This window comes from Mesorhizobium sp. WSM1386 (assembly GCF_055901595.1).
The window spans coordinates 1,748,149-1,773,360 of sequence record NZ_CM148373.1; the positions used below are offsets into that span (position 1 = coordinate 1,748,149).

At 64.0% G+C, this 25,212-nt stretch carries 26 protein-coding genes; 15 read left to right on the forward strand and 11 right to left on the reverse strand.

The window, feature by feature from the left end; genetic code table 11:
• Positions 1 to 218: 218 nt before the first annotated feature.
• The 5 genes from AC0NIH_RS08530 to AC0NIH_RS08550 all read left to right on the forward strand — a co-directional run bounded on the left by AC0NIH_RS08530 (position 219) and on the right by AC0NIH_RS08550 (position 5,155).
• The gene (locus AC0NIH_RS08530) at positions 219 to 473 is read left to right on the forward strand and encodes a GlsB/YeaQ/YmgE family stress response membrane protein (protein ID WP_473463802.1); all 255 of its coding nucleotides are present in this window, start codon (positions 219 to 221) and stop codon (positions 471 to 473) included.
• Positions 474 to 498: 25 nt separating this feature from the next.
• On the forward strand, positions 499 to 645 hold the full coding sequence (locus tag AC0NIH_RS08535; RefSeq protein ID WP_013892968.1) for a hypothetical protein: 147 nt from the start codon (positions 499 to 501) through the stop codon (positions 643 to 645).
• A 38-nt stretch (positions 646 to 683) separates the two neighbouring features.
• Complete coding sequence (locus AC0NIH_RS08540; protein ID WP_473463805.1) at positions 684 to 1,598, forward strand: hypothetical protein; 915 nt, start codon at positions 684 to 686, stop codon at positions 1,596 to 1,598.
• Between the two features lie 203 nt (positions 1,599 to 1,801).
• On the forward strand, positions 1,802 to 2,791 hold the full coding sequence (locus tag AC0NIH_RS08545; protein ID WP_473463807.1) for an SMP-30/gluconolactonase/LRE family protein: 990 nt from the start codon (positions 1,802 to 1,804) through the stop codon (positions 2,789 to 2,791).
• Positions 2,792 to 2,896: 105 nt separating this feature from the next.
• On the forward strand, positions 2,897 to 5,155 hold the full coding sequence (locus AC0NIH_RS08550; protein WP_473463810.1) for a transglycosylase domain-containing protein: 2,259 nt from the start codon (positions 2,897 to 2,899) through the stop codon (positions 5,153 to 5,155).
• Position 5,156: 1 nt separating this feature from the next.
• On the opposite strand, the gene AC0NIH_RS08555 is transcribed toward AC0NIH_RS08550, so the two are convergent.
• Positions 5,157 to 5,528: a nuclear transport factor 2 family protein gene (locus AC0NIH_RS08555; RefSeq protein ID WP_023779246.1), complete on the reverse strand. Its 372-nt coding sequence runs from the start codon at positions 5,526 to 5,528 to the stop codon at positions 5,157 to 5,159.
• A gap of 141 nt (positions 5,529 to 5,669) precedes the next feature.
• Between AC0NIH_RS08555 and AC0NIH_RS08560 the strand changes: the two genes are divergently transcribed.
• Entirely contained in the window at positions 5,670 to 6,422 is a 753-nt protein-coding gene (locus AC0NIH_RS08560; RefSeq protein WP_287275299.1) for an SDR family NAD(P)-dependent oxidoreductase, read from the forward strand.
• A 21-nt stretch (positions 6,423 to 6,443) separates the two neighbouring features.
• On the opposite strand, the gene AC0NIH_RS08565 is transcribed toward AC0NIH_RS08560, so the two are convergent.
• The 3 genes from AC0NIH_RS08565 to AC0NIH_RS08575 form a co-directional block, all read right to left on the reverse strand.
• Entirely contained in the window at positions 6,444 to 7,364 is a 921-nt protein-coding gene (locus AC0NIH_RS08565; RefSeq protein ID WP_473463930.1) for a zinc-binding dehydrogenase, read from the reverse strand.
• 178 nt (positions 7,365 to 7,542) lie between these two features.
• Positions 7,543 to 7,986, reverse strand: coding sequence for a baeRF12 domain-containing protein (locus tag AC0NIH_RS08570; protein WP_031250270.1), 444 nt, complete (start codon positions 7,984 to 7,986; stop codon positions 7,543 to 7,545).
• 186 nt (positions 7,987 to 8,172) lie between these two features.
• Positions 8,173 to 8,406 (reverse strand): hypothetical protein, encoded by a 234-nt coding sequence (locus tag AC0NIH_RS08575; protein ID WP_473463814.1) that lies wholly within the window; start codon positions 8,404 to 8,406, stop codon positions 8,173 to 8,175.
• Between AC0NIH_RS08575 and cysG the strand changes: the two genes are divergently transcribed.
• From cysG to AC0NIH_RS08610, 7 genes are all read left to right on the forward strand, one after another.
• Positions 8,405 to 9,853 (forward strand): siroheme synthase CysG, encoded by a 1,449-nt coding sequence (gene cysG, locus AC0NIH_RS08580; protein ID WP_473463816.1) that lies wholly within the window; start codon positions 8,405 to 8,407, stop codon positions 9,851 to 9,853. The two genes, AC0NIH_RS08575 and cysG, sit on opposite strands and share 2 nt — an antisense overlap.
• Positions 9,850 to 10,155: a DUF2849 domain-containing protein gene (locus AC0NIH_RS08585; RefSeq protein ID WP_023764030.1), complete on the forward strand. Its 306-nt coding sequence runs from the start codon at positions 9,850 to 9,852 to the stop codon at positions 10,153 to 10,155. The genes cysG and AC0NIH_RS08585 overlap by 4 nt, the downstream gene beginning before the upstream one ends.
• Before the next feature lie 41 nt (positions 10,156 to 10,196).
• A complete protein-coding gene (locus AC0NIH_RS08590; RefSeq protein ID WP_473463819.1) occupies positions 10,197 to 11,867 on the forward strand; it encodes a nitrite/sulfite reductase in 1,671 nt (556 codons plus the stop codon).
• Complete coding sequence (locus AC0NIH_RS08595; protein ID WP_023779250.1) at positions 11,842 to 12,606, forward strand: phosphoadenylyl-sulfate reductase; 765 nt, start codon at positions 11,842 to 11,844, stop codon at positions 12,604 to 12,606. The genes AC0NIH_RS08590 and AC0NIH_RS08595 overlap by 26 nt, the downstream gene beginning before the upstream one ends.
• A 237-nt stretch (positions 12,607 to 12,843) precedes the next feature.
• The gene (locus AC0NIH_RS08600) at positions 12,844 to 13,377 is read left to right on the forward strand and encodes a DUF934 domain-containing protein (protein WP_352714568.1); all 534 of its coding nucleotides are present in this window, start codon (positions 12,844 to 12,846) and stop codon (positions 13,375 to 13,377) included.
• A gap of 95 nt (positions 13,378 to 13,472) precedes the next feature.
• Positions 13,473 to 15,080, forward strand: coding sequence for a GMC family oxidoreductase (locus AC0NIH_RS08605; RefSeq protein WP_473463822.1), 1,608 nt, complete (start codon positions 13,473 to 13,475; stop codon positions 15,078 to 15,080).
• Between the two features lie 193 nt (positions 15,081 to 15,273).
• Positions 15,274 to 15,894, forward strand: coding sequence for a DJ-1/PfpI family protein (locus tag AC0NIH_RS08610; protein WP_013892983.1), 621 nt, complete (start codon positions 15,274 to 15,276; stop codon positions 15,892 to 15,894).
• A gap of 124 nt (positions 15,895 to 16,018) precedes the next feature.
• On the opposite strand, the gene AC0NIH_RS08615 is transcribed toward AC0NIH_RS08610, so the two are convergent.
• Both AC0NIH_RS08615 and AC0NIH_RS08620 read right to left on the reverse strand, forming a co-directional pair.
• The gene (locus tag AC0NIH_RS08615) at positions 16,019 to 17,041 is read right to left on the reverse strand and encodes a fatty acid desaturase (protein WP_023779253.1); all 1,023 of its coding nucleotides are present in this window, start codon (positions 17,039 to 17,041) and stop codon (positions 16,019 to 16,021) included.
• Positions 17,042 to 17,248: 207 nt separating this feature from the next.
• Positions 17,249 to 17,452 (reverse strand): NepR family anti-sigma factor, encoded by a 204-nt coding sequence (locus AC0NIH_RS08620; RefSeq protein WP_224687411.1) that lies wholly within the window; start codon positions 17,450 to 17,452, stop codon positions 17,249 to 17,251.
• A gap of 236 nt (positions 17,453 to 17,688) precedes the next feature.
• On the opposite strand from AC0NIH_RS08620, the gene grpE reads away from it, so the two are divergent.
• A complete protein-coding gene (gene grpE, locus AC0NIH_RS08625) occupies positions 17,689 to 18,321 on the forward strand; it encodes a nucleotide exchange factor GrpE (RefSeq protein ID WP_023764036.1) in 633 nt (210 codons plus the stop codon).
• A 142-nt stretch (positions 18,322 to 18,463) separates the two neighbouring features.
• Positions 18,464 to 19,096: a trimeric intracellular cation channel family protein gene (locus AC0NIH_RS08630; RefSeq protein WP_473463825.1), complete on the forward strand. Its 633-nt coding sequence runs from the start codon at positions 18,464 to 18,466 to the stop codon at positions 19,094 to 19,096.
• Positions 19,097 to 19,173: 77 nt separating this feature from the next.
• On the opposite strand, the gene olsB is transcribed toward AC0NIH_RS08630, so the two are convergent.
• The 5 genes from olsB to AC0NIH_RS08655 form a co-directional block, all read right to left on the reverse strand.
• Positions 19,174 to 20,049, reverse strand: a complete 876-nt coding sequence (gene olsB / locus AC0NIH_RS08635; protein ID WP_023764038.1) for a l-ornithine N(alpha)-acyltransferase — start codon at positions 20,047 to 20,049, stop codon at positions 19,174 to 19,176.
• A 285-nt stretch (positions 20,050 to 20,334) separates the two neighbouring features.
• Positions 20,335 to 22,623, reverse strand: a complete 2,289-nt coding sequence (locus AC0NIH_RS08640; RefSeq protein WP_473463827.1) for a hybrid sensor histidine kinase/response regulator — start codon at positions 22,621 to 22,623, stop codon at positions 20,335 to 20,337.
• Between the two features lie 141 nt (positions 22,624 to 22,764).
• Complete coding sequence (gene acuI / locus AC0NIH_RS08645; RefSeq protein WP_473463830.1) at positions 22,765 to 23,754, reverse strand: acrylyl-CoA reductase (NADPH); 990 nt, start codon at positions 23,752 to 23,754, stop codon at positions 22,765 to 22,767.
• 57 nt (positions 23,755 to 23,811) lie between these two features.
• Complete coding sequence (gene lspA / locus AC0NIH_RS08650; RefSeq protein WP_473463833.1) at positions 23,812 to 24,339, reverse strand: signal peptidase II; 528 nt, start codon at positions 24,337 to 24,339, stop codon at positions 23,812 to 23,814.
• Positions 24,340 to 24,352: 13 nt separating this feature from the next.
• Positions 24,353 to 25,210, reverse strand: coding sequence for a TrmH family RNA methyltransferase (locus AC0NIH_RS08655; RefSeq protein WP_473463835.1), 858 nt, complete (start codon positions 25,208 to 25,210; stop codon positions 24,353 to 24,355).
• Positions 25,211 to 25,212 lie beyond the last annotated feature (2 nt).

A 25,212-nucleotide genomic window follows, 5' to 3' on the forward strand; every position in this document is an offset into this window, starting at 1 on the left:
TCCCGGAAAAACCGGCTCACAGCTTTCCTGGAATTGCTCTATCCCTTTGTTGGAGCACCATCTTTTCTGAAAAACTGGTTCCCACTTTTCGGGATCATGCTCCAGTGAGCGCGCCGCTGGCGAGGCCGGCTGCTTTCGCATAGCTTGAAGCCCTTGATATCGAGGCCGATTCGGAGCTTTCCGCTCCGCGTTCGCCCTCTTGCTCGGAGGAAATCGCTATGGGTGTCGAAAGCCTTCTCGTCTTCATCATCATTGGTGCCATCGCCGGCTGGCTTGCCGGCCTCGTCGTCTCGGGTTTCGGCTTCGGCCTGATCGGCAACATCATCGTCGGCATCGTCGGCGCGTTCATCGCCGGCTGGCTTTTCCCGCGGATCGGCTTTTCCATCGGCGGCGGCATCATCGCTTCCATCATCCATGCCACGATCGGCGCCATTATCCTGCTGGTGCTGGTGAAGGTGCTGAAACGAGCCTGAGGCTCGACATCGGAAAGAGCGCGGCATGAAACAGAATACGCTCTATCTCATCATTGGCGCGCTCGCCGTCGTGGTCATCGCGCTTGGCGTCTATGTCTACCGCGAGCAGACCAAGCCGAAAGGCGTCGAACTCAAGATCGACGACAAGGGCATTTCGATCCAGCAGAACTGAACCCGCCGTTGGTTTGGCGGCGGATGCAGGAGCGCGACATGGGGGCTTGCGACGCGCCGGAGGGCGACGATCAGCCCAGGATTAGCGTTGCGGAATGGGAGCGGCTGAACAGGCCGCCGAGGCGCGAAGCGCTGCTGCGCTATCGCTGGCGGACATTTCGCTTCCTGCGGACTGCCGCGCCGGTTAGCGAATTGCAGGGGCGACAACAGGCATTCCGCAACGCGATCATCGCCACCGTGGCCTTCAACCGGCCCGATGTGATCGAGTGGCAGATCCATCTTGTGCGCCGATACCTGGCCGAACATGAGAGCTACATCGTCTTCGACAACAGCAAGAAGGACGAGGCAAGGGAGGCGATCCGCGACCTCTGCCGTCGCCAGCAGGTCCCCTATGTCGCCTTGCCGAAGAACAGGCTTGTCGTCTCCAGATCGCACGGCCAGGCGCTGAACTGGATCGTGCGGAACTTCGTGACCGGTTTCGGCCCGAAGCTCTTCGGCTTCATCGACCATGATATCTTTCCCACGCAAGCCTTTTCCATCCGTGACCGGCTCGAGGGCAAGAGCGCCTACGGCAGCGTGCGGCGCGATACGCCGACGCTAGGCGGCTGGTTCCTGTGGCCCGCCTTCTGCTTCTTCGACGGGAGCCTGCTGCGGCGACCGCTGGATTTCGCCCCGAGCTACAAGTTTCACATGGATTCGGGCGGCGGCAACTGGCCGGTGCTTTACCGGTCGATGGATCCGGCGTCGATCCGGTTCACGGAGGACACCTTGGTCCGCTTCGGCGAGGGGGATGATCGGCATGAGGACTTTTTCATGTCTGTCGACGGCTGGCTGCACATAACGAATGCATCGAACTGGCGAAAACAGCCGGTCGACAGGCGCGAACACTTGGTTGCCTTGCTGCGGCAAGCCGGCGGCCCCGACCAGCCGGATGTGACGTTCGAGCCGATCTGAAAATGGGGGTCTTCATGCCGCTCGATGTGCAGATGGCGGACGGCCTTGACCGATAGGCACAAAGAGCATGGCTGGCGGCCTGAAATTCAAGGGCTATCTGGCAAAGGCAGCGGGTCTCTAGCATGACATCAAAACGGGTTGGAGATTCGCCGGCGGGTGCAAACCGAGTATTTCCCGCGTTCGATCTGGACGAAAAGCACATCATGACACCCCAGATCGGCTTCAAGGCCAGTGAAGCGGTGCGGGCGGCCCTTTCAGCGATCGGAAGAACCGAGGACCTGCGCTTTTCGCCGGACAATCGGCTGCTGGCGATCGCGGCCTTCGCGCGCAAGCGGTGCCTGGTCCTGCGTGTCGATGTCGGGGTGGGGCCGGGTGGTCCCGATGTCACGATCCATGATTTCATGGAGCTGAGATCGGAGAGCATCGGCGAGGTGCATGGGCTGGACTTCATCGATGACCGAACCTTGGTGGTGGCCAACCGCGACGGGAAGCTTGCGGTGTTCGAACTGCCGGTGGAAAGCATGGCGGGGCAGCATCGGGAAATCACGGCCGTTCGCCGGATCAACGGCAAGCCCTTTTGCAAACTTAACACACCGGGCTCGGTCGTCGTCCGGCGTCAGTCCGGCGGCCGCATCAGCCTGCTGGTCTGCAACAATTACACGCATCTGGTCACCCGGCATGTGGCTGTCCGCTGGCTGGGCTACCGGACGATCAGGAACCGGCCATTGCTCAGGAATGGGCTGGACATTCCCGACGGCATCGCGCTCAACCATGACGGCCGGTGGATTGCCGTCAGCAGCCACGGTACCCGGGACGTCAAGCTTTACCGGATCTCGCCATCGCTTGGGCTCGACAGCGAGCCCACCGGCATCCTGCAGGACGCCGGCTTTCCGCATGGCCTGCGCTTTACCGATGACGACCGGCACATCCTCGTCGCCGACGCGGGCAGCCCGGCGGTGCATGTCTATGCCAGCAATGGCGATTGGACCGGGCATCGCCGCCCGTCGCGTTCGGTCGCCGTGCTCGATGAGGAAATTTTTCAGCGCGGCAGAGCCAGCATCGAGGAAGGCGGCCCGAAAGGCCTCGACATCGACCGGTCGAACAGCGTCGTGGCGGTGACCTGCGAGGAGCAGGCACTGGCCTTTTTCTCTCTCATAGCGGTGACGGGCGGTAACGAATTTAGAAAATCGTAAGGAATTTCAAAAGGGTGCATAAACCCTGCTTTAACCCGCCCTTAAATCGCCGCATCTACTCTTCAACCGGAGCGCCATAGGCACCGGGGACAGACAGCGCAGCGCATGGCGAACCGCAGGGACAACCGCATCGAACCGAGTTTCGAGGGACCGCGACAGGCGCGATCCCAGCCGGGTCTTTCGGTGAGCGAAGAGGATCGCGTCGTGCCGAGCAACCGCAAAGCCTCCGTAAAGCGCAAATCGTCGAAGGCGAAGTCGTCGCGCGGTGGGCGTGGCAGAGGCCGGCGCGGCCTGTTCGGTGTGTTTGGCCGGCTGTTCTATTGGTGCTTCGTGCTCGCCATCTGGGGCGGCATCGCGGTGGCGGGCGTCGTCGTCTATTACGGCGCCAAGATGCCGGCGGCCACCACCTGGTCGATCCCGGACCGCGCCCCCAATATCAAGATCGTCTCGGCCGACAGCCAGTTGCTCGCCAATCGCGGCATGAGCGGCGGCGAGGCGGTCGGCCTGCACGAAATGTCGCCCTATATTCCCGAGGCGGTGATCGCCATCGAGGATCGCCGTTTCTATTCACATTTCGGCATCGACCCGATCGGCCTGTCGCGCGCCATGGTGACCAACGTCATCGGCGGGCATTTCTCGCAAGGCGGTTCGACGCTGACCCAGCAATTGGCCAAAAACCTGTTCCTGACGCCCGACCGAACGCTGGAGCGCAAGGTGCAGGAGGTGCTGCTGGCGCTGTGGCTGGAGCACAAGCACAGCAAGGACCAAATCCTCGAAATGTACCTCAACCGGGTCTATTTCGGTTCCGGCGCCTATGGCGTCGAAGCGGCTTCCCGGCGCTATTTCGGCAAGAGCGCGCGCGACGTCACCCTGTCGGAAGCGGCATTGCTTGCCGGCTTGCTGAAAGCCCCGTCGCGGCTGTCGCCGGCGCGCGATCCGAAGGCTGCCGAGGAGCGATCGCAGCTCGTGCTCGCCGCCATGCGCGAGGAGGGCAAGATCAGCGAGAAGGAGCTCAAGACCGCGCTGAGCGCGCCGGCGACGCGCTCGCCGTCCTATTGGACCGGGTCGGAAAACTACGTTGCCGATACCATCATGGAAGAACTGCCCGACCTGATCGGCGACGTGCGCGGCGACATCGTCATCGATAGCACTGTCGACCTGAACCTGCAGAAGCTGGCCGAACAGTCGATCCGCAGGCTGATCGACGACAGCGGCAAGAAGCTCAACGTCACCCAGGGCGCGCTGGTGTCGATCGACGATTCCGGCGCGGTGCGCGCCATGGTCGGCGGCTACGATTACTCGACCAGCCAGTTCGACCGCGCCTCCGAGGCACGCCGCCAGCCGGGCTCGGCGTTCAAGCCGTTCGTCTATATGGCGGCGCTCGAAGCCGGCCGCACGCCCGACAGCGTACGCAACGATGCGCCAATCAAGATCGGCAACTGGACGCCCGACAATTACGGCGGCAAGTATTTTGGCAAGGTGACGCTGGCGACCGCCTTGGCGAAGTCGCTGAACTCCGTCGCCGCGCAATTGACCATGGAGGTCGGGCCGAACGCGGTGGTCGAGGCGGCGCACCGCATGGGCGTGCAATCCGATCTGCAGTCCAACACCTCGATCGCGCTCGGCACGTCGGAAGTGACGCCGCTGGAACTTACCTCGGCCTATGTGCCTTTCGCCAATGGTGGGTACAAGCCGGACATCCACTTCATCCGCCGCATCACAACCGCCGACGGCAAAGTGCTGTACGACAGCGGTGGCGGCAGCGCGCCGCGTGTCGTCAAGCCCGAGATCGTCGGCATGATGAATTCGATGATGACCGGCACCGTCGAGATCGGCACCGCGAAGAAGGCAGCCTTTGCCTGGCCGTCGGCCGGCAAGACCGGTACCAGCCAGAATTCGCGCGACGCCTGGTTCGTCGGCTACACCGCCAACCTCACCACAGGTGTGTGGTTCGGCAATGATGATGGCAGCCCGATGAAGAAGGTCACCGGCGGTGCGCTTCCGGCGCAGGCATGGCACGAGTTCATGGTCGCCGCGCATGAGGGTGTGCCGGTGAGGCCGCTGCCCGGCACCTGGAAATCGACGCCGCCCGACACGATCGTACCCGACGAGATACCGTCGGCCGGCAACAACCAGCCGGCGCCGGTTCCTTCCGCGTCGGTCGGCCAGCAGGCGCCGGCCGCACAAGCGGCCGCACCGGTTCGCGCGGCGCGGCCTGCCCAGACTGTCGATGCCGATGGCTTCAGCATGCCGGCGGATGATGGCACCACGGCCTCGGTCGGACATCCCGTGCCGCCAGGCAGCGTCGGTGGTCCGTTGAAGAAGCGGCAGACCTCGATCCTCGACATCCTCGGCGGGGGTTGAGTTAGCTGCCGTTCGCCTTTGGCTTGGCGCTGCCAAGCTTCTTGCTGTCAAAAGTCAACTTGTCGCTATGGATCTTGCCGTCGCTGACGGTAAGATGTTTGGCGCAGGACAGCGCTCCGGATGACTTCGTCATCAGGTCGTACATGAGCAAAGCCTGGCGATCGTCGCCAAAGGCGGCAATCATGCGCACGCCGGTCACGTCCTGCGAGAGCTTCGCCAGGCCTTTCAGATAGGGTTCTTTGCCGGTCGACTGCTGCATCGGCCCTTCGAAAACGACGTCCTCGGCGACATAGGATGCCGCCTTTTCGAGGTCATGGCTGGTCCACGCCGTGGTGAAGGCGGTGGCGATGTCGAGAGGTGCTGTCTGTTTCATGGCTATATCTCGTCGATTGGCTGGCATTGTCGAACCAACGAGGCGGCAGCTTCCCGGTTCCGGCGTTCTGGCGAATGGTGACATTTCGGCCTCTCGCCACCTCGCTGGCGTTCGGCTACATCTCCAGCCAGGAGACCCGACATGGCTGAACTCGACACCCGAAAAACCATCGTGCTGACCGGCGCCAGCCGGGGCATCGGCCATGCCACGGTCAAGCGCTTTTCGCGCGAGGGCTGGCGCGTCATCACCTGTTCGCGCCAGGCCTTTGCCGAGGATTGCCCATGGCCAGCAGGTCCCGAGGACCACATCAAGGTCGATCTCGCCGACCAGGAAGACGTCGGCATCGCCGTTTCCGAAATTCGGCACCGGCTGGAAGCGCATGGCGGCAAGTTGCACGCGCTGGTCAACAATGCCGGCATTTCGCCGAAGCTCAGCGATGGCAACAGCCGCATGAACTCGATCGACACGCCGATGCATGTCTGGCGCGACGTGTTCCAGGTCAATTTCTTCGCGCCGATCATGCTGGCGCGCGGCCTGTTCAAGGAACTGACGGCGGCCAAGGGATCGATCGTCAACGTCACCTCGATCGCCGGCACGCGCGTACATCCCTTCGCCGGCACCGCCTATGCGACATCGAAGGCGGCACTCGGCTCGCTGACGCGTGAAATGGCGCATGATTTCGGGCCGCACGGCATCCGCGTCAACGCCATCGCGCCGGGCGAGATCGACACGGCGATCCTGTCGCCGGGCACGGACAAGATCGTCGAGACGATCCCGCTTAGGCGCCTCGGCACTACGGCCGAGGTCGCCGACATCATCTTCTTCCTGTGCTCGCAGCAGGCGTCCTACGTGACCGGCTCGGAAATTCACATCAATGGCGGCCAGCACGTGTGAGGCTTCAGGCTAAGAATTGCCTCATCCGGTCATGGTGAGAACGGCCTTGCCGCTGAAGCTGCGCTGCCGCAGCGCATCCAGGGCTTTGGCGATGTCCGTCCACGGCACTGTCATGGCGACGCGGGTCTCCAGCCGGCCGGCCGCGGCCAGGGTGAGCAGCGATGCGATGTCCGTGCCAATGTCAGGACCGGACGTGTAGTAGGCGAAGGTCTGGAGCTTCGCCCCCTCGTGGCCCGGAACGAACTGGCGGAACCCGACCGGCGTGAGCTCGCCACTGCTCGAACCGAACATGACGATGGTGCCGCCGGGTGCGACGCGTTCGATCGCGTGTGCCAGGCTTTCGCCACCGACCGACTCGGTAATCAGTGAAAATAGCCCCTCGGCCTGCTCTATCGACCCGACAATCTGCTCGGCTCCGAGGCCGCGGAGATCCTCGGCATGCCGGGCGGCGGTGATTGCTGTCACGGAAGCGCCTTGCTCGCGGGCGATCTGGATCTGGAAACGGCCGACAGCGCCGCTTGCACCGGTGATCAGGACCCGCTGGCCGGCCAGGTCGCCGCCATGGCGCAAAGTCCGAAGCGCCGTGGTGCCCGCGACCGGAAGCGTGGCGGCGGAAACGAAGCTGACCTCATCCGGGATAACGGCGAGACGGTCGGTTGAAACGGCGACACGTTCGGCCCAGCCGGCCTGGTCGACCAATGCCGCAACCCGGGCGCCCACGGCTGGCCCGGAGCCATCGGCGGCAGCCCGTTCGACAATCCCGGCGATGTCCTGGCCAGGTCTCCAACCGTTCGGACGTATGGTGAGCAGGCGCAGTTCACCGCGGTTCAACGAGGTTGTTCGGACCGAGATCAGCGCTTCATTCGGGAGAGGCTGGGGTTCGTCGACTTCGGCGAGCGTCAGCCCGGCCACACTACCGGAAGAAATGACTAGGGCGAGCATGGTCCACACCTCATTGCCGCGTGGCGGAACGAACGGCTCCTGGAACAACCGAAGACGCTCCAGGGATGCTCATTCACCAGCGCACCCAACTGACCGCGGATGGTTGAGCACAGGGCTGGGCAGCCAGCCATTCGACCTGAAAATCGGGCTGCCCCAATGGCGATTGGCAGACTACCGATCAGGCGGCCCGCAGCAAGGCCTCGATCTCTGGTATGGCGTGATTGGTCAATGTCTTAGGGACTTCGGCGATAACCTTGTCCTCGACCTCCTTGTGCAATTTCTTGCGCATGGATCCGAGCACCATTGGCGGGGCGACGAGCACGATTTCCTTGAACTCGCCGCCATGCGCGAGCTTGTAGAGCCGGTCGGCGATCTCGTCGGCGAAGCGTTCCTTGCCGATGCGATGCCAGTCCGTATCCTCGACCGCGCTGCGGTGCACCGAGGGACCGTCACTGTAGCGACCCGGACTGTCGGTGCCTTGCTCGCGCGTTGGCGGGTTTTCCTGCTCCATCTCCTGCACGACCTGAAGGTCCGGAAATTTGTTGTCGCCGGCGTTCCGAAGGAAAAGCGCCTTTTCACCGTCAGCCACCACGACCCAGATACCATGCTTCAGCTTGATCATGTGGCGGGTTCCTTTCTTCGAGGTCATGGCTTTCCGAGCGTCCCGAACAGTTCGACTTCGGCAGGAGGGGAACGCGTGGCGAACCGTTAATGTTCCAACCTCTGGAATCGGCCCTGAGGGCCGCGCGACGGCCGCCGAAAGGCAGGTGCGCCCGAAGGCGGCTTTAATCTACTGAATTGGTAGAAATTAGAAAAAAGTGTTTTGCGAGATGCTGCGCCGATGGCTAAAAAGATCTGAAATCAAGCTTTGTCCCGGTTGCTTGAATCCGCGCTTTGCGCGGATGTGGAATATTTTTCTCTTGCCCTTCGCAGTTGCGAAAAAGCGATTGCCTGCCATCACAGGATGCGCGAGTGCTTTGCTTCTGGTTTTCCGCGCCCGGGCGTAAAACTGCAGCCAGTTCAGGACTCTGCCCGTTTTCATGCCGTACACCGCCCCCAAGCTCAATGCCTTCCCCGTCTTCGTGCGGGTCGAGGGCGAAGCCGTGGCCATCGTCGGCGGCGGCGAGGAAGCGCTGGCCAAAGCGCGGCTGATCGGACAGTCGAGTGCGGTTTTGCGCATCATCGCCCAAAACGCCGAACCGGAGCTGTTGGCCTTCATCGCCCAGACGGGCGCGAACCATGTCGCGGCGGCTTACGACGCGGCGCAGCTCGAAGGCGCGGTCTTGGTGTTTGCCGCCAGCGGCGAAGAGGCGCTGGACCGCCGGGTCGCCGAGGACGCGCGCACGCTGGGCATTCCAGTCAACGCCGTCGACCGGCCGGAACTTTGCGATTTCTTCACCCCGGCTCTGGTCAACCGTGCACCGGTCGCCATCGCCATCGGCACCGAGGGTGCCGGCCCGGTGCTGGCCCAGATATTGCGCAGCCGCATCGACCGCATGCTGTCGCCGTCGCTCGGCGGGCTTGCGGCGCTTGCCGCTTCATTCCGTGCCGCCGCCGAGAGACTGCCCAAGGGCAATATTCGCCGCCGCTTCTGGAGCGACTTCTTCGGCGGTGCGCCAGCGCGTGCCGTCGAGGCGGGCGAGCTTTCGCGGGCGCATGAAGCCGCGACCGACCTGTTGCTGTCGAACGCACCGGTTTCGGGCCACATCGCCCTGGTCGGCGCCGGTCCCGGTGCCGAGGATCTTTTGACGCTGCGGGCGCATCGCCTGCTGATGGAGGCCGACGTCATTGTCCATGACGCGCTGGTGCCGGAGGCGGTCGTTGCCATGGGCCGCCGCGACGCCGAGCGCCTGCCGGTCGGAAAGCGCAAAGGCTGCCACACCAAGAGCCAGGCCGAAATCAACGCGCTGCTGGTCGAGCTTGGCCGCCAGGGCAAGCGCGTGGTGCGGCTGAAGTCGGGCGATCCGCTGGTGTTCGGCCGGGCCGGCGAGGAGATGGCGGCACTGCGCGATGCCGGCATCGCCTATGAGGTGGTTCCCGGCGTCACCGCGGCCTTCGCCGCCGCCGCCGATTTCGAACTGCCGCTCACTTTGCGCGGCGTTTCATCGTCTATGGTGTTCACCACCGGCCACGACCTCAAGGGCAATTCCCTGCCCGACTGGGCCAAGCTCGCCATTTCCGGCGCCACCGTCGCCGTCTATATGGGCCGCTCGGTCGCCGCCGAGGTTGCCGGCCGGCTGGTCGAGGCCGGCCTGTCGCCGGACACGGCGGTCGCCGTGGTCGAGAATGCCAGCCTCGCCAACCGCCGCCGCTTCCACGGCACGCTCGCCGACCTGCCGTCGCTGGAAGCGCGCGCCGATCTCTCTGGCCCGGTCATGACCATTATCGGCGACGCCGTCGCCGGTGCCAATTTCGAGCAGTCCGAGCCGCTCGCGGCACACATGCATGAAGGCGTGGCCAAGGCCACCTCCGAGAAAGTTCAGTCATGAAGATACTGACCGCCAACCGCCTAAGCGATGGCATCGCCGTTTGGTACGCCGATGGCGGCTGGGCCGAGACGGTGGACCACGCCGACCTTGCCCATGACAAGGCGGCCGAAGACCGCTTGGAGGCGATTGGCGCCAAGGCCTATGCCGACAATGAAGTGGTCGACGTCAATCTGATCGACGCTGAAGTCGTCGGCGGCGTGGTCGAGCCGGTGCGGTTGCGCGAGAAGATCCGCGCCGCGGGTCCTACCATCCGCAACGATCTCGGCAAGCAGGCTGCCAAGCAGTCGACTTGGGCGGCCTAACAGACACCAGACGCGGGCGGACGCGCCCTGAAAGACGAAGCATGTACCGTTACGACGAGTTCGACCACGATTTTGTCCAGGCCCGCGTCGCCGAGTTCAGCGACCAGGTCCAGCGCCGGCTGTCCGGCGAGATCACCGAGGACCAGTTCCGGCCGCTGCGGCTGATGAACGGCGTCTATCTGCAGCTGCATGCCTACATGCTGCGCATCGCGGTGCCCTATGGCACGCTGAACGGCAAGCAACTGCGCATGCTCGGCCACATCGCCCGCAAATACGACAAGGGCTACGGCCACTTCACCACGCGCCAGAACATCCAGTTCAACTGGCCGGCGCTGTCGGACATTCCGGCGATCCTGGCGGATCTCGCAAGCGTCGAGATGCACGCCATCCAGACCAGCGGCAATTGCATCCGCAACGTCACCGCCGACCATTTTGCCGGAGCCGCCGCCGACGAGGTCGCCGATCCGCGCCCCTATGCGGAAATCCTGCGCCAGTGGTCGTCGGTGCATCCCGAATTCTCGTTCCTGCCGCGCAAGTTCAAGATCGCGGTGACCGGTGCCGAGCGCGACCGCGCCGCCATCCAGACGCATGACATCGGCCTGCACCTGAAGAAGAACGCGGCCGGCGAACTGGGCTTTGCCGTCTATATCGGCGGCGGCCAGGGCCGCACGCCGATGGTGGCCCGCAAGATCCGCGACTTCCTGCCGGAAGCCGATCTTCTGTCCTACTGCACGGCGATCCTGCGCGTTTACAACCTCTATGGCCGCCGCGACAACAAGTACAAGGCACGCATCAAGATCCTGGTGCACGAGACCGGCGTCGAGGAAATCACCCGCCAGGTCGAGGCCGAGTGGCAGGAGTTGAAGGATGCGGAGCTGAAGCTGCCGGATGCCGACATTCGCGCCATCGAGGCCTATTTCGCGCCGCCGGTGCTGACGGATCGGCCGGACGGCGACGAGACGGTCAAACTGGCACGTCTCGATTCCAGGGGCTTCTCGGAATGGCTCGACCAGAACGTGGTGACGCATCGCCATCCCGACTATGCGGCGGTGACGATCTCGCTCAAGGGCATCGGCGAAGTGCCGGGCGACGCTTCGGACAGCCAGATGGAAGCGGTCGCCGACATCGCCGAGAAATACGCTTTCGACGAGCTTCGCGTCAGCCATGAACAGAACCTGATCCTGCCGCATGTGGCGCGCGCCGACCTCAAGGCCGTGTATGACGCGCTGGTCGACATCGGGTTGGCGACGGCCAATTCCAATTTGATATCGGACATCATCGCGTGCCCGGGCCTCGACTATTGCGCGCTGGCCACGGCGCGCTCGATCCCGATCGCGCAGGAAATCTCGCGCCGCTTCGCCTCGCTTGAACGGCAGCGCGAGATCGGCGAGCTGAAGCTGAAGATTTCCGGCTGCATCAACGCCTGCGGCCACCACCATGTCGGCCATATCGGCATCCTCGGCGTCGAGAAGAAGGGCTCCGAGCTCTACCAGGTGACGCTGGGCGGCTCGGCCGACGAAAACACGTCGGTCGGCGAGATCATCGGCCGCGGCTTCTCGTCGGAAGAGATCACCGACGCCATCGAGCAGATCGTCGATACCTATCTCGGCCTTCGGCTCAACCCGCAGGAAAAATTCATCGACGCCTACCGCCGAGTCGGTCCCGCGCCGTTCAAGGAGGCGCTCTATGCTGGCGAAGCCAAGGCCGCTTGACCAAATAGCCGACGTCGATGACGGCGCCGCCGCCAAGGCGGCGGGGCTCGATGCGCTCTATGGTCACCTGAACGCGCTCGAGATCATCGAACGCTCGGCAAGCGATCTGTTTCATGACGAGATCGCGGCCGTGTCGTCCTTCGGGGCGGATTCGGCCGTGCTGCTGCACATGATCTCGGAGATCGACCGTACACTGCCTGTCATCTTCCTCGACACCGGCAAGCATTTCGAGGAGACGCTCGGCTATCGCGACGCGCTCGTCGCGGATTTCGGGCTGACCAACATAAGGGTGATCAAACCCGAGGAAGCGGCGCTCGAGCGGGTCGACCCGACGGGCAATCTGCACCAGAGCAATACCGATGCCTGCTGCAACGTGCGCAAGGTCGAGCCGCTGGCGCGTGGCGTTGCACCGTTCCGTGCCTGGTTCACCGGGCGCAAGCGCTTCCAGGCCTCGACGCGCGCCGCGCTGCCGGTGTTCGAGGCGGTCGGTCCGCGCATCCGCATCAATCCGCTGGCGCACTGGACGACATCGGATCAGGCGGACTACATGCGTGCGCATGCGCTGCGCGAAAATCCGCTGGTCGCCTATGGCTATCTGTCGATCGGCTGTTTCCCGTGCACGCAGCCGGTGCAGCCGGGCGAGGACGCGCGCAGCGGCCGCTGGGCCGGCCATGCCAAGACCGAGTGCGGCATTCACCTGTCGGGGCTGGAAGTATCGCTGACCGACGCATCCCTGTAGGATATGCTGGTATTCAGGTGAGACTGGCCTGCAAATGCCAGCTTCCCGCGCTTCCGGCCTTCGCCGGCCGAAGTACTCTTGAATGGCCGTGGCGATTAAGGCTACGGTCGGCGTAGGCCGGTGTTCACGTACTTCAAATACGCTCCGCTCCGGTTCTCGGAAGCCGCCATTTTCGGCGCAGCCTGACCTGAATCTCAACACACCCTTGGCTCGTTTGGATATTTAGGAACTTTTTTGATGACTGAACCGACGACACCGGTCACGCGGCTCTGGACCCCGGATGGTTTTCGCGAGGATGAATGGACGCATGCCGAGAGCGCGGACGCGCTCGCCGGCAATGGCTGCTTCATCCTGCCGCTGCAGGCATTCCTCGATCTCGATCCGGAGGTGCGCCGCTCCGCAAAGGAACGGCTCGGCGTGGTGCTGCAGCCCGGCGATCAGCTCGAGAAGATAGCCGACCTGCTCGACCAGTTGTCGCTGGTGGCGTTGGCCTTTCCTGCCTTCAGCGACGGCCGTTCCTTTTCCAAGGGAGAATTGCTGCGCGAGCGCTATGATTTCGAGGGCGCTGTCCGCGCTACCGGCCAGGTTCTCGTCGACCAGCTGCCGCATATGCTGCGCCTCGGCTTCGATGAGTTCGAGATCTCCAACCCTGTGCTGTTGAAGCGCCTGGAGGAGGGCCGCACTGGCGGCTTGGGGCTCTACTACCAGCCGGCCGAAGCGCAGGAACCCAAGGGCCCGAAATATTCCTGGCGGCGCCTTCGCAACAGCTGACGCTGCGGTAATCGCCGACGTCTTTACATCAGCTCTGATCGGGCCTTCTCTGGGCTATCCGGACGGAAACATCCGCCGGGTGGGAGGAGGGAATCATGACTTTCGACTACGTCATCGCCGGCGGAGGATCCGCGGGCTGCACGCTTGCCGCGCGTCTCTCCGAGGATCCATCGAGGACGGTCTGCCTGGTCGAAGCCGGCGGCGAGGGCAGGAACCTGTTCATCCGCGCCCCGGCCGGCGTCATCGCGCTGTTGCCCGGCCGGCCGAAGATCCACAACTGGGCATTCGAGACGGTGCCGCAGCAAGGTCTTGGCGGCCGCAAGGGCTACCAGCCGCGCGGCAAGGCGCTTGGCGGCTCGAGTGCCATCAATGCCATGCTCTATGTCAGGGGCCATCGCAGCGACTATGACGAGTGGGCCAATTTCGGCTGCGACGGCTGGTCGTGGGACGAGGTGTTGCCGTATTTTCGGCGCGCGGAAGGCAACCAGCGCGGGAGCGATGCCCTGCACGGCGATGACGGGCCGCTGCGGGTTGCCGAGCAGCAGGAGCCGCGTGCGCTCTCCCGGGCCTTTGTCGAGGCTTGCGGCGAAAACCAGATCCGCCGCAATGACGATTTCAATGGACCGGAACAGGAAGGAGCAGGACTCTATCAGGTCACGCAATTCTGGGGTGGAGACCGCAATGGCGAACGCTGTTCGGCGGCGGCGGCCTATCTGCATCCGGCGATCGGCCGGCCAAACCTGACGGTCATCACCGGAGCGCATGCCACCGGGATTGTCCTTGACGGCAAGCGGGCCACTGGCGTGCGCTATCGCAAGGGCAACAGCGAAGCCGTTGCGCGTGCCAGGCGCGAGGTCATCGTCTGCGGCGGCGCCTTTGGCTCGCCGCAACTGTTGTTGCTGTCTGGAGTAGGCCCAGCCGTCGAGCTTGCCGCCCACGGAATTCCGATGGTCCATGAATTGCCTGGCGTCGGCAAGAACCTGCAGGATCATCTGGATTTCATCATGGGCTGGACATCGAGGGATGCCGACATGATGGGCATCGGGCTGCGCGGTCTGCCTGGCTTGCTGCGGCATATGCTGCGCTGGCGCAAGGATGGCGGCGGCATGATCGCCACGCCCTATGCGGAGGGCGGCGCCTTCCTCAAATCCGACCCAGCGATCGACCGCCCTGACCTGCAACTCCATTTTTGCATCGCCATCGTCGATGATGATGGCCGCAAGCTGCATATGGGCTACGGCTTCTCCTGCCATGTCTGCGTGCTGCGGCCGCATTCGCGCGGCGAGGTCGGGCTGTCGACGCCGGATCCGTTGGCGCCACCGCGCATCGATCCGCGCTTCCTGTCCGACGAACGCGACGCCCATCTGCTCCTCAAGGGCGTCAGGACGATGCGCGGCATCCTGGAAGCGCCAGCGCTGGCCAGATACCGCGCCAAGGAGATCTACACCGCCGGAGCTTCGAGTGATGCCGAACTAATGGCCCATATCCGCGCTCGCGCCGACACCGTCTATCACCCCGTGGGCACCTGCAGGATGGGCGTCGACGATATGGCGGTAGTCGATCCGCAATTGCGTGTGCGCGGCATGCAAGCCTTGCGTGTCGTCGACGCTTCGGTGATGCCGACGCTGATCGGCGGCAACACCAACGCGCCGACCATCATGATCGCCGAAAAGGCCGCCGACACGATCAAGACGGCCGCCTGATTGTAGCTCTGGTCGAACCAGTGGCGCCGTTTTCCGCTGCCGCGAAGTGCTCGATGACCGCGGGAACAGGTATCGACGCCAACTGGTCGTACCAATTGTGCGATTTATGCTTTCCCTTTCGCCGTCCTGCCCTTAGGATATGGGTATTATTTCGTGATCCGAAATAAATATGGCCACAAGGGAGGAACCGGAAATGGCTGGCAAGAAGATATTGATGCTCGTTGGCGAGTTCAGCGAGGAGTATGAGATTTTCGTCTTTGAACAGGCCATGCATGCCGTCGGTCACACGGTGCATGTCGTCTGTCCGGACAAGAAGGCGGGCGACGTCCTGAAGACCTCGCTGCACGACTTCGAAGGCCACCAGACCTATACGGAAAAGCTCGGCCACGACTATATCCTCAACAAGACGTTTTCCGAGGTGGACCCGGCCAAATACGACGCCGTCTACGCGGCGGGCGGACGCGGGCCGGAATACATCCGCATCGACAAGCGCGTGCAGGCGCTGGTGCGCCATTTCCACGAGGCCGGCAAGCCGATCTTCACCATCTGCCACGGCGTGCAGATCCTGATCGCCGTCGACGGCGTGGTGCGCGGCAGGGAAGTCGCGGCACTCCATTATTGCGAGCCGGAAGTGACGCTGGCCGGCGGCATCTACATCGACGTCGCGCCGACCGGCGCCCATGTCGACGGCAATCTCGTGTCAGCCAAGGGCTGGCCGGGCCTGTCCAACTTCATCCGCGAATGCCTGAAGGTGCTGGGCACGGAAATCCGCCATGGCGAGATCCTGATGCGCGACGAACGCCAGGCGGCGTGATCCGGACGCTGCCAGCCGTCGCGCCCAAGGCGCGGCGGTTCTACTTCTTGTCTTGACGCAATTCCCCAAGGGAAAGCGCTACGCGCTTTTCCCCGGGGAACCGTCACACTTTTCCTGGAATTGCCTAGGCCGCTGCCCGTGCCTCGCGGAACGACACCAGCTTGCGGCGGCTTTCATCCCACAATGCCAGTTTGACGCAGCGCAGGCTCTCGATCAGCGTGACGCGGCCGATGCCACGCAGCTCTGGATAGTCGCGCAGCACTTCCTGCAGCCGGTATCCGGGCACTTTGGCGGAGAGGTGATGAACGTGGTGGACGCCGATGTTGCCGGTGAACCAGTTCAGCACCCGCGGCAAGTCGTAGTAGGATGACCCGTGCAAGGCGGCATGCTGGAATTCCCATTCGGAATCCTTCGCCCATTCCGTCTCCTCGAACTGATGCTGGACATAGAACAGCCAGATGCCGGCCGAACCGGCGAGGATGACGATCGGCAGATGGACCACCAGGAAGGCGCCGGGGCCGACGAACCAGATGAGGATGGCCGCGGCAAGCGCAATGCCGAGATTGGTGGTCATCGACGACACCCAGGGTGTCAGGCCGCCGCGCATCATGCCGACAGGCAGCCTTTGCTCGAAGATGAACAGCCAGATCGGCCCCAGGCCGAACATCACCAGGGGATGGCGATAGAGACGATAGGCCAGGCGGCCTCGCCATGACAGTTGCCGGTATTCGGTAACGGTCAGCGTCCTGATGTCTCCCATGCCGCGCTCGTCGAGATTGCCGGCGCTGGCATGATGCACGGCGTGGGCGCGCCGCCAGCAGTCATAGGGCGTCAAGGTCAGAATGCCGAGCGCGCGGCCGATCCAGTCGTCGGCGTAGCGGTTGGCGAAGAAGGAGCCATGGCCGCAATCGTGCTGGATCATGAAGATCCGCACCAGGAACCCGGCCGCGGGAAGGATGAGGATCAGTCCCCACCAATGGCCATAGGCATAGGCGGCCGAAGAGAGCGCCCAGAGCGTGGCGAACGGAATGAGGGTGATGGCGAGTTCAAGTGTGCTGCGCCGCCGGTCGGGCTTCTTGTAGCGCGCCAGAATTTTGAGCCAGGCGCGCTTGCTGTTGGCCGCGGCCTCAGGGGAAATCATGTTCATCAGGAACCATAGGCGGCGCGTTCCGCCACCGCAAGACAAAGATCACGCGAAATTACTGTGCGTAATCGTCGCGCGATGGATCAATTCCGTGCCGTGGCGCTACACCAAGTTGAACCTGTTTTCGATGCCGAGACGGCAAGGCCGTGGACATTTGAGGAGTCAAATTCGTGCGCGTCGTGGCTGGAGGCCAGCGTCGCAGATGCGTCGCTACTGGCGCCCGCTGCTGCCTGAAGGGCTCCCGGCGACCCGATCGAGGCGGTCAAGCAAATCCTTGAAGCGGTCGGGAATGTCGGCTTCGATGCGGAAGGCCGGCAAGGTGCGCAGAAAACGCGTCATCGTCTTGGCACCGACTTGGCGCCTGACCTCCGTGGCGAGCCGTTCTTCGTTTTCAGCCTTGCTGCGGGTCATCATTTCAAAATCCTGTGTCGGCTCCGAAACCCCTCCAGCAAGCGAATGGTTCCCGCATCACGCGCTTGTGGCAAGCAAAGCCGGCAAGTACGGTAAAGTTTGAATTAAAATCGAAGTATTGCCATCGGCCGCGTTGGGCCCGGCCGAAGGCCTCACAGTCGCTTACCTCTTGATTTTTGAGCGCCAAACCTCGATATCGGGCACAAAATCCAAACCATTCGAAATGACGGGAAACGGCGATGAGCGACCAGGCAAAAGACGAACGCGCGCCCAGCGAAGCCGAGGCGGCCGAGGCCAGTGCCGAGCGCACGGAAGGCAGCATCGACGGCGACTATGAAGCGCTTGTGCGATTGCTGAAGGAAAATGAAGAGCTGAAGGACCGCGCGCTGCGCGTCGCTGCCGAGATGGAAAACCTGCGTCGCCGCACCGCGCGCGACGTGCACGACGCGCGCACCTATGCGGTGGCGAATTTCGCCCGCGACATGCTGTCGGTGTCGGACAATCTGCGCCGCGCGCTGGACGCCATCCCGGCCGAGGCCAAGGCGTCGGGCGACGCCGGCTTCAAGGCGCTGATCGAAGGCGTCGACCTCACCGAGCGCGCCATGCTGTCGGCGCTGGAACGGCACGGGGTCAAGAAATTGACTCCGGAAGGCGAGAAATTCGATCCCAATTTCCATCAGGCGATGTTCGAAGTGCCCAATCCCGATGTCCCGGCCAACACGGTGGTTCAGGTCGTGCAGCCGGGCTATTCGATCGGCGAGCGCGTGCTGCGGCCGGCCATGGTCGGCGTGGCCAAGGGCGGCCCGAAGGTCGCCGCCGAGGCGCCGGTCGAGCCGGGGCCGGTCAACGAGCAGGCTGAGAAGGATGCGTGATTAAGGCAGTAGGGGAGTAAGGCAGTAGGGGAGTAGGGAAAAAGGGAAAAGGGAGTCCCACCGACGGTGCGGCTTCGTGCTAAACCTACTCCCCTACTCCCCTACTCCCCTACTCCCCTACTCCCGTACTCCCTTGGCTTCCATGCACCCCATCGCCCTTCTCGACTATGCCGGCATTGCCGTTTTTGCGGCGACGGGGGCGTTGGCTGCGTCGCGCAAGCAGCTCGACGTCATCGGTTTCCTGTTCCTGGCCAGCGTCACCGGCATCGGCGGCGGCACGTTTCGCGACCTCATCCTCAATGTGCCTGTGTTCTGGGTGGGAAACCGCGACTATGTGCTGATCTGCGCGGTGGTGGCGGTCCTGGTGTTCTTCACCGCGCACCGCGTCGAATCCCGCTACAGGCTGCTGCTCTGGCTCGATGCTGTCGGGCTGGCTGCCTTTTCAGTGATGGGCGCCGCAAAAGGCCTGGCTATCACCGGCTCGCCGGTGGTTTCCATCATCACCGGCATGCTGACCGCGAGCTTCGGCGGCATCTTGCGCGATCTCCTGGCCGGTGAGCCATCGGTGCTGCTGAAGCCCGAGATCTACGTCACGGCTGCTCTGGCGGGCGCCGCTATCTTCACACTGGGCGACGTCGCCGGACTGCCGCAGCTTGTCTCAGGCTTGGCCGGCTTCGCCGTGGCGCTCGCGGTGCGTGGCGGTGCGCTTCGTTTCGGCTGGGCATTTCCGTCCTACAAGAGCCGGCCCGGCCGGCGGCCTGAGGATATTCCGTAAGAGAGGCAGTAGGGACTAGTCAGTAGTGAGTAGTCAGAGGAGCGTGACTCGTGACGTCTTGCCTACTGCCTACTGCCTCACGCGGCGAAGCGCTGGGCTTCCCCGCCATAGTAGTTGACGTAGCGGGCACCGATCTCCTTGACCGGCATCACCACGAAGACGTCGACCGTCGAGAACTCGCGGTCGATGACGCAGCCGTCGCCGATACGGGCACCGACGCGGAGGTAGCCTTTGACCAAAGGCGGCATCGCCGCGATCGCTGCCTTGGCATTGACCGCCTCGATCGGCATCAGGTCCATGGAACAATAGCGCCCGGTCACCGCGCGCACGTCCCAGGCCGAGTTCGTACGGCAATGATGGGAGAGATAGGTGAGCGCCTCGGCATGCGCCGCCGGCACGGTGCCCTGGAAGGAAGCGCAGCCGGTCATCACGCCGATTTCGTAGTGATTGATGTAGGCCCAGATGCCTTGCCAGAGCGCCTCGATGGTGCGCTTCGAGCGGTATTCGGGCAAGACGCAGGAGCGGCCGAGCTCGAGAAAACGTTGGCCAGGGTGACGGGCGATGAGCTTGGTCAGCTCGAATTCGCCTTCGGAATAGAAGCCTCCGGCGGCAGCTGCGATTTCTTGCCGCAGCAGGCGATAGGTGCCGACGATGCGGCGATGCTCGGGGCCGGAAATTGAATTGTCGAAGACAAGCAGATGATCGCAGAGCGGATCGAACCGGTCGGCGTCACGGCGATCCTGCGCCTGGAACAGATCTTTCCTGGCGCCAAGCTCGTCGTAAAACACCCGGTAACGCACTTCCTGCGCGGCCGCGATCTCGGCCTCGTTGCGAGCCAGCCGCACTTCGAGATTGCCGATTCGGCCGAGTGCTGCGCCCTTTATGACGGAATCGACATTACGTCCGGCAAGCAAGGCGCTGCTGGCGTTCGGCCGAGTGTCACATTCCGGCATAACTGTATGCACGAGTGATTCTCCTTCGAGCCATCCCTCTTGGCACGGGGATACGGTGTAGGTGCAACAGGATTGTGACAGTACCGTGATACGACGTCGCGGGCAATACTTCGTCGGCTGGCGAAAACGGTCAACCGGCTACGTTAGGTGAGGAAACTCGAGGCGCGGCGCGCCCGCGCGGGTTCGGGCAACGCGCTCCAGGCCTTGTTTTCATGCATGTCGCTTTTCCGAGACCAAGGCCCACTTTTGGGCAAATGGATCAGCCACGTGCCGGGAAAAACCGGCTCAAGCGGCGACCTGGCCCTCGACGGCGTTGACCAGCGCGTCGGGATCGAGCGGCTTGGTGACGAAACCGCTGGCGCCGTGGGCAAGCACGGCATGGCGGGTCTTTTCCTGGCTATCGGCTGACAGCACCATGATCGGCACGGGCGGCGCGGATGTCTCCTCCTCATGGCGGCGGATCGCGGCAATGGCGTCCAGCCCATCCATGACCGGCATATGCAGGTCCATCAGTACCACGTCGAAGCGGTGCTTGTGCCCGGCGCTGGTGACGGCCTCGACCGCTGCCTTGCCATTGCCGACCACTTGGACGCGGTGCCCAGCCTTCAACAGCGTGGCACGGGCCAGCATGGCATTGATGTCGTTGTCCTCGGCGATCAGCACCGACAGGCCCTGCTGGCGGTCACTCGAGGCACGTAGCGCGGGTGTGCGACGCTTTTCCGGCTGCGGGTGGGCAAGTGCCGGCGCATGGCTGCTCAAGAGGACACGCAAAAGTGTTCCCCCGCGCACCGGCCGGGCAAGGAAGGTCGTGTAACCGCTGGCGCGGAATTCGCCCAGCATGCCGCGGTCGGTCGGTGCGATCAGCGTGATGGCCTCGCAATCGGAGAAGCCGCTTTGGCGCAACCGCTTGAGCAGCCTTCCATCGCTCTCTTCCATGGCCGCGTCGACCAGAAGCACGTCGCAGCCGTGAGCGAAGGGCGCGGCCTGCGCCACAGTGGTGGCGATGCCGGCCGTGCCGCCACTGGCGCGGATGGTGCGGGCGATGGCATCGGCCTCGACGGCGTTCCTGGACAGGATCACAGCGCGCCTGCCGGCAAGCGCGTCGAGCCGGCCCTGCGGCGCCTCGGTGGCCGCTGTAGCTGGGATTTCGAACACGAATTCCGATCCCTGACCAAGCCGGCTGGAGACCGAGATCGTGCCGCCCATGGCAGCCACCAGACGCTTGGAGATAGCAAGTCCCAGGCCGGCCCCGCCATGCGTGCGCGTCGAGGTGCCGTCGGCCTGCTCGAACTCCTCGAAGATGCGCTCCATATCCTCGTCGCGCAGGCCGGGACCGGTATCGGCGATGGTGAAGCAGATGCGATCTGTGGTCTCGGTGCGGGCGCGCGCGACGCTGACCAGCACGCCGCCGCCGTCGGTGAACTTGATGGCGTTGCCGATGAGGTTGAGCAGCACCTGCCTGACCCTGCCCGGATCGGCGGTGATCATCTGCGGCACATCCGGCTCGACGTGGCAGCCGAGGCCGATATCCTTGGCGAAGGCGCGCGCGGCCAGAAGTTCGATGATGTTGTCGGCGATCTCGCGCACCGACATCGGCTGCGGCTCGGGATCGAAGCGCCCTGCCTCGATCTTGGAATAGTCGAGCAGGTCCTCGATCAGGGCGAGCAAGGCGCTGGCCGATGTCGAGATTGCGCCGACATAAGTCTGCTGCTCCGGCGACAGGCTGGTGTCGGCGAGCAGCCTGGCCATGCCCATGATGCCGTTCATCGGCGTGCGGATTTCATGGCTGACGGTGGCGAGGAAGCGCGATTTGGCCTGGCTTGCGTATTCGGCCCGCTCGCGCGCGGTGATCAGCGAGGATTCGGCGCGCTTGCGGGCGGTGATGTCGCGGGCGATCGCGCGATGCGAAGCCGCTCCGCTGTCCTTGTCGCGCACCGACAGTTCGATCCACGAGAACCAGCGCGGGCCGCTCGGCGTGCGGATGGCGACATCGGTGGAACTCAGGCATTCATGGTCGGAAAAGGCGGCATCGGGAACGATGCCGACCTCGATGCCGAGTTCGGCCAGCGTCTTGCCGGCAAGGTCGCGCTGATCGGTTTCGACGAGGTCGGCGAACACCTTGTTGGCATAGACGATGTAGCCATCGCGGTCGCGATGGATGACGAGGTCGCCAAGTGCGTCGATGAGACCGCGAAAGCGCTCTTCGCTTTCCTGCATTTCCCACATGCGGTCGGCCAGCGTCTCGATCTCGGCGCGGCTGCGGGCGCTGGTCTCGTCGAGCATCACCGCGGTGCGGTGGACGCTGCGCCTGGCTTGCAGGTGCATGGCAAGGCCGGCGAGGCCGGTTGCCAGCAGAGCGAGGCTGATGAAGATCGGGGCCCCAGTCAGATGCGCGAGGCCCGCCAGCACGACGATGGCAAAGAAGGTCACGAGCGGCAGACCTTCCCCCCCGGCCAATTGCTGCTCGGGCACCAGCGGTGGCGCGGCGATGAACCGCCGCGCCGGCGCCGGCGCGGCAAGCGCGTCGACGTCGTCGCCAATATCCGCCTGTTGGCTGCCGGATTCCGCGATCATGCGAAACCCTTGCCAGACAGAGATTATGGAAAATTGCGGCGGATCGTTCGAATTTTAGCGGTTAGGCGTTTTTGTCGCGGCAGCGGCGGATTTGCCACCGGATTTGGCCGGTTCGGGCCGCCCGCAGGCCTGTCAGGCAGGTCACATGTCGACGACGACGCGCCCGCGGATCTTGCCGCCGACGATGTCGCGCGCGGCATCGATGATGCCGTCGAAGCCGATGGTCGTGGACAGGCTGGCGAGCTTCTGCAGGTCGAGATCGGCGCCGATGCGTCGCCAGGCCTCGAGACGCACCGCCTTCGGCGCCATCACCGAATCGATGCCGAGCAGGGAAACGCCGCGCAGGATGAAGGGAGCCACGCTCGACGGCAGATCCATGCCGCCGGCCAGGCCGCAGGCGGCGACCGCGCCGCCATAGGAGGTCATCGACAGCACATTGGCCAGCGTGTGGCTGCCGACCGCATCGATGCCGCCGGCCCAGCGTTCCTTGGCCAGCGGCTTGGCGGGCTGGTTGAGCTCGTCACGCGAGATCACCTCGGCCGCGCCAAGGTTGATCAGATAGGGGCTTTCGGCATTGCGGCCGGTCGAGGCAATGACATGGTAGCCGAGGCTGGACAGGATGGAGACCGCGACCGAACCGACGCCACCGGCGGCGCCCGTCACCACCACCGGGCCACGATCGGGCAGGATGCCGTGCCGTTCCAGCGCGATGACGCAGAGCATGGCGGTGTAGCCGGCGGTGCCGACCGCCATCGCATCATGCGGGCTCATGCCTTCCGGCAGCGGAACCAGCCAGTCGCCGTTGACGCGGGCGCGCCCCGCATAGGCGCCGAAATGCGTTTCGCCGACGCCCCAGCCGTTCAAGATCACCTTGTCTCCCTTGCGCCAGCCGGAATGGGAAGACGAGACGACGGTGCCGGAGAGATCGATGCCCGGCACCAGCGGCCAGCGGCGGATCACCGGCGCCTTGCCCGTAATGGCCAGTCCGTCCTTGTAATTCACCGTCGTTGCTTCCACCGCGACGGTGACGTCGCCGTCCATCAGGTCGGCGTCGGTGAGATTTGTCACGGCTACCGACTGCTTCTTGTCGGCGTCGCGCGAAACGAGGATGGCTTTGAAGGTTTCGGGCATCTTCTTCTCCGCGAGCTTGCTTGGCGGTGTGGACTGTGCGGCGATGGCCGCGCGCGGTCAATCCTTGGAAGGCTTGGCGTTCGAAGGCTTGGCGTTGGAAGGCTTGGCGTTCGACGATTTGGGCTCGCGCCGCCAGTCGATGAGCTCGTCGAAGACGACCAATGCCGCGCCCACGGAAATGAAGGCGTCGGCGAGGTTGAAGACGGCGAAGGACCAGACCGGGGTGTGAAACAGGATGTAATCGATGACGTGGCCGTAGACGGCGCGATCGATCAGATTGCCCAGCGCTCCGCCGATGATCAGGGCAAAGCCGGTGCGGGCGATGACATGGCCCGATGGCGTGTGCGTGGCGAGATAGAGCACGAAAGCGACGACCAACACGGCGATGACCACGAGGCCCGTATCGCCGAGGGAGGAGAACATCGAGAAGGCGATGCCGGTGTTGTAGGTGCGAAACAGCGCCAGGAACGGCAAGAGATCGAGCTTTTCCTGAAAGGGCAGGCCGGTCTCGACCAGGTGTTTTACCCACTGGTCGAGCGCTATGGCGATGACGGCGAGCAGTGCATAGGGGGACCATGATCTCATGGGCAGGCAACCTTCACTGCTGGTCGGTGACGGGTTCGAGCTTCAGCGCGCCGCGCCGGATCTCGAACAACATGATGCCGGTGGCGACGGCGAGATTGAGCGAATCGGCGCGGCCAGCCTGGGGAATCCTGAGCAGCCTGTCGCAACTCGCCGCCAGGCTTTCGGGCAGGCCCTGCTGCTCATTGCCCATCATCAGGAGCACCGGCCCGCGGGAAAAGTCGACCGAGCGGTAGTCGACCGCGCCCTTCAGGTGGGTGCCGGCGACGAGGCCTGAAAAGCCGCCGCGCCAGGCGAGGAAAGCCTCGGTCGTCGCCTTGGCGACGGGCACGGCGAAGATCGAACCCATGGTGGCGCGCACCGTCTCCACCGAAAACGGATCGGTGGTGTCGCCGACCAGGATGACACCCTTGGCGCCTACGGCGTCGACGGTGCGGATGACGGTACCGAGATTGCCGGGATCGCGCACCCGGTCGAGCGCCACCCAGACGTCGCCATTGTCGGCGTGGACATCTTTCAGGGCCAGGAATTTCTGCGAGAAGACGCCGACCACCATTTGCGGATTGTCGCGGCGGGTGATGGCGACAAGCACCTTTTCCGACACTTCGAGCACCGTGCCGCCGGCGGCAACCGTGCGCGCTGCGACCTTTTCCACCGCGGGGTTGCCGCGCCCGGCCTTGGCGAACACAAGCGTCCGGATCTGCCAGCCCAGATCGAGCGCATCGATGACCAGCTTCAGTCCTTCGGCCATGAAGGCGTTCTGCTGGTCGCGGAACTTCTTCAAGGCGAGCGCCTTGATGTCCTTGACCAACGGATTGGCGAGGCTGGTGACTTCCTTAACCTGCCCGGGTGCGCCGGCATGCCGTTCGTTCATTC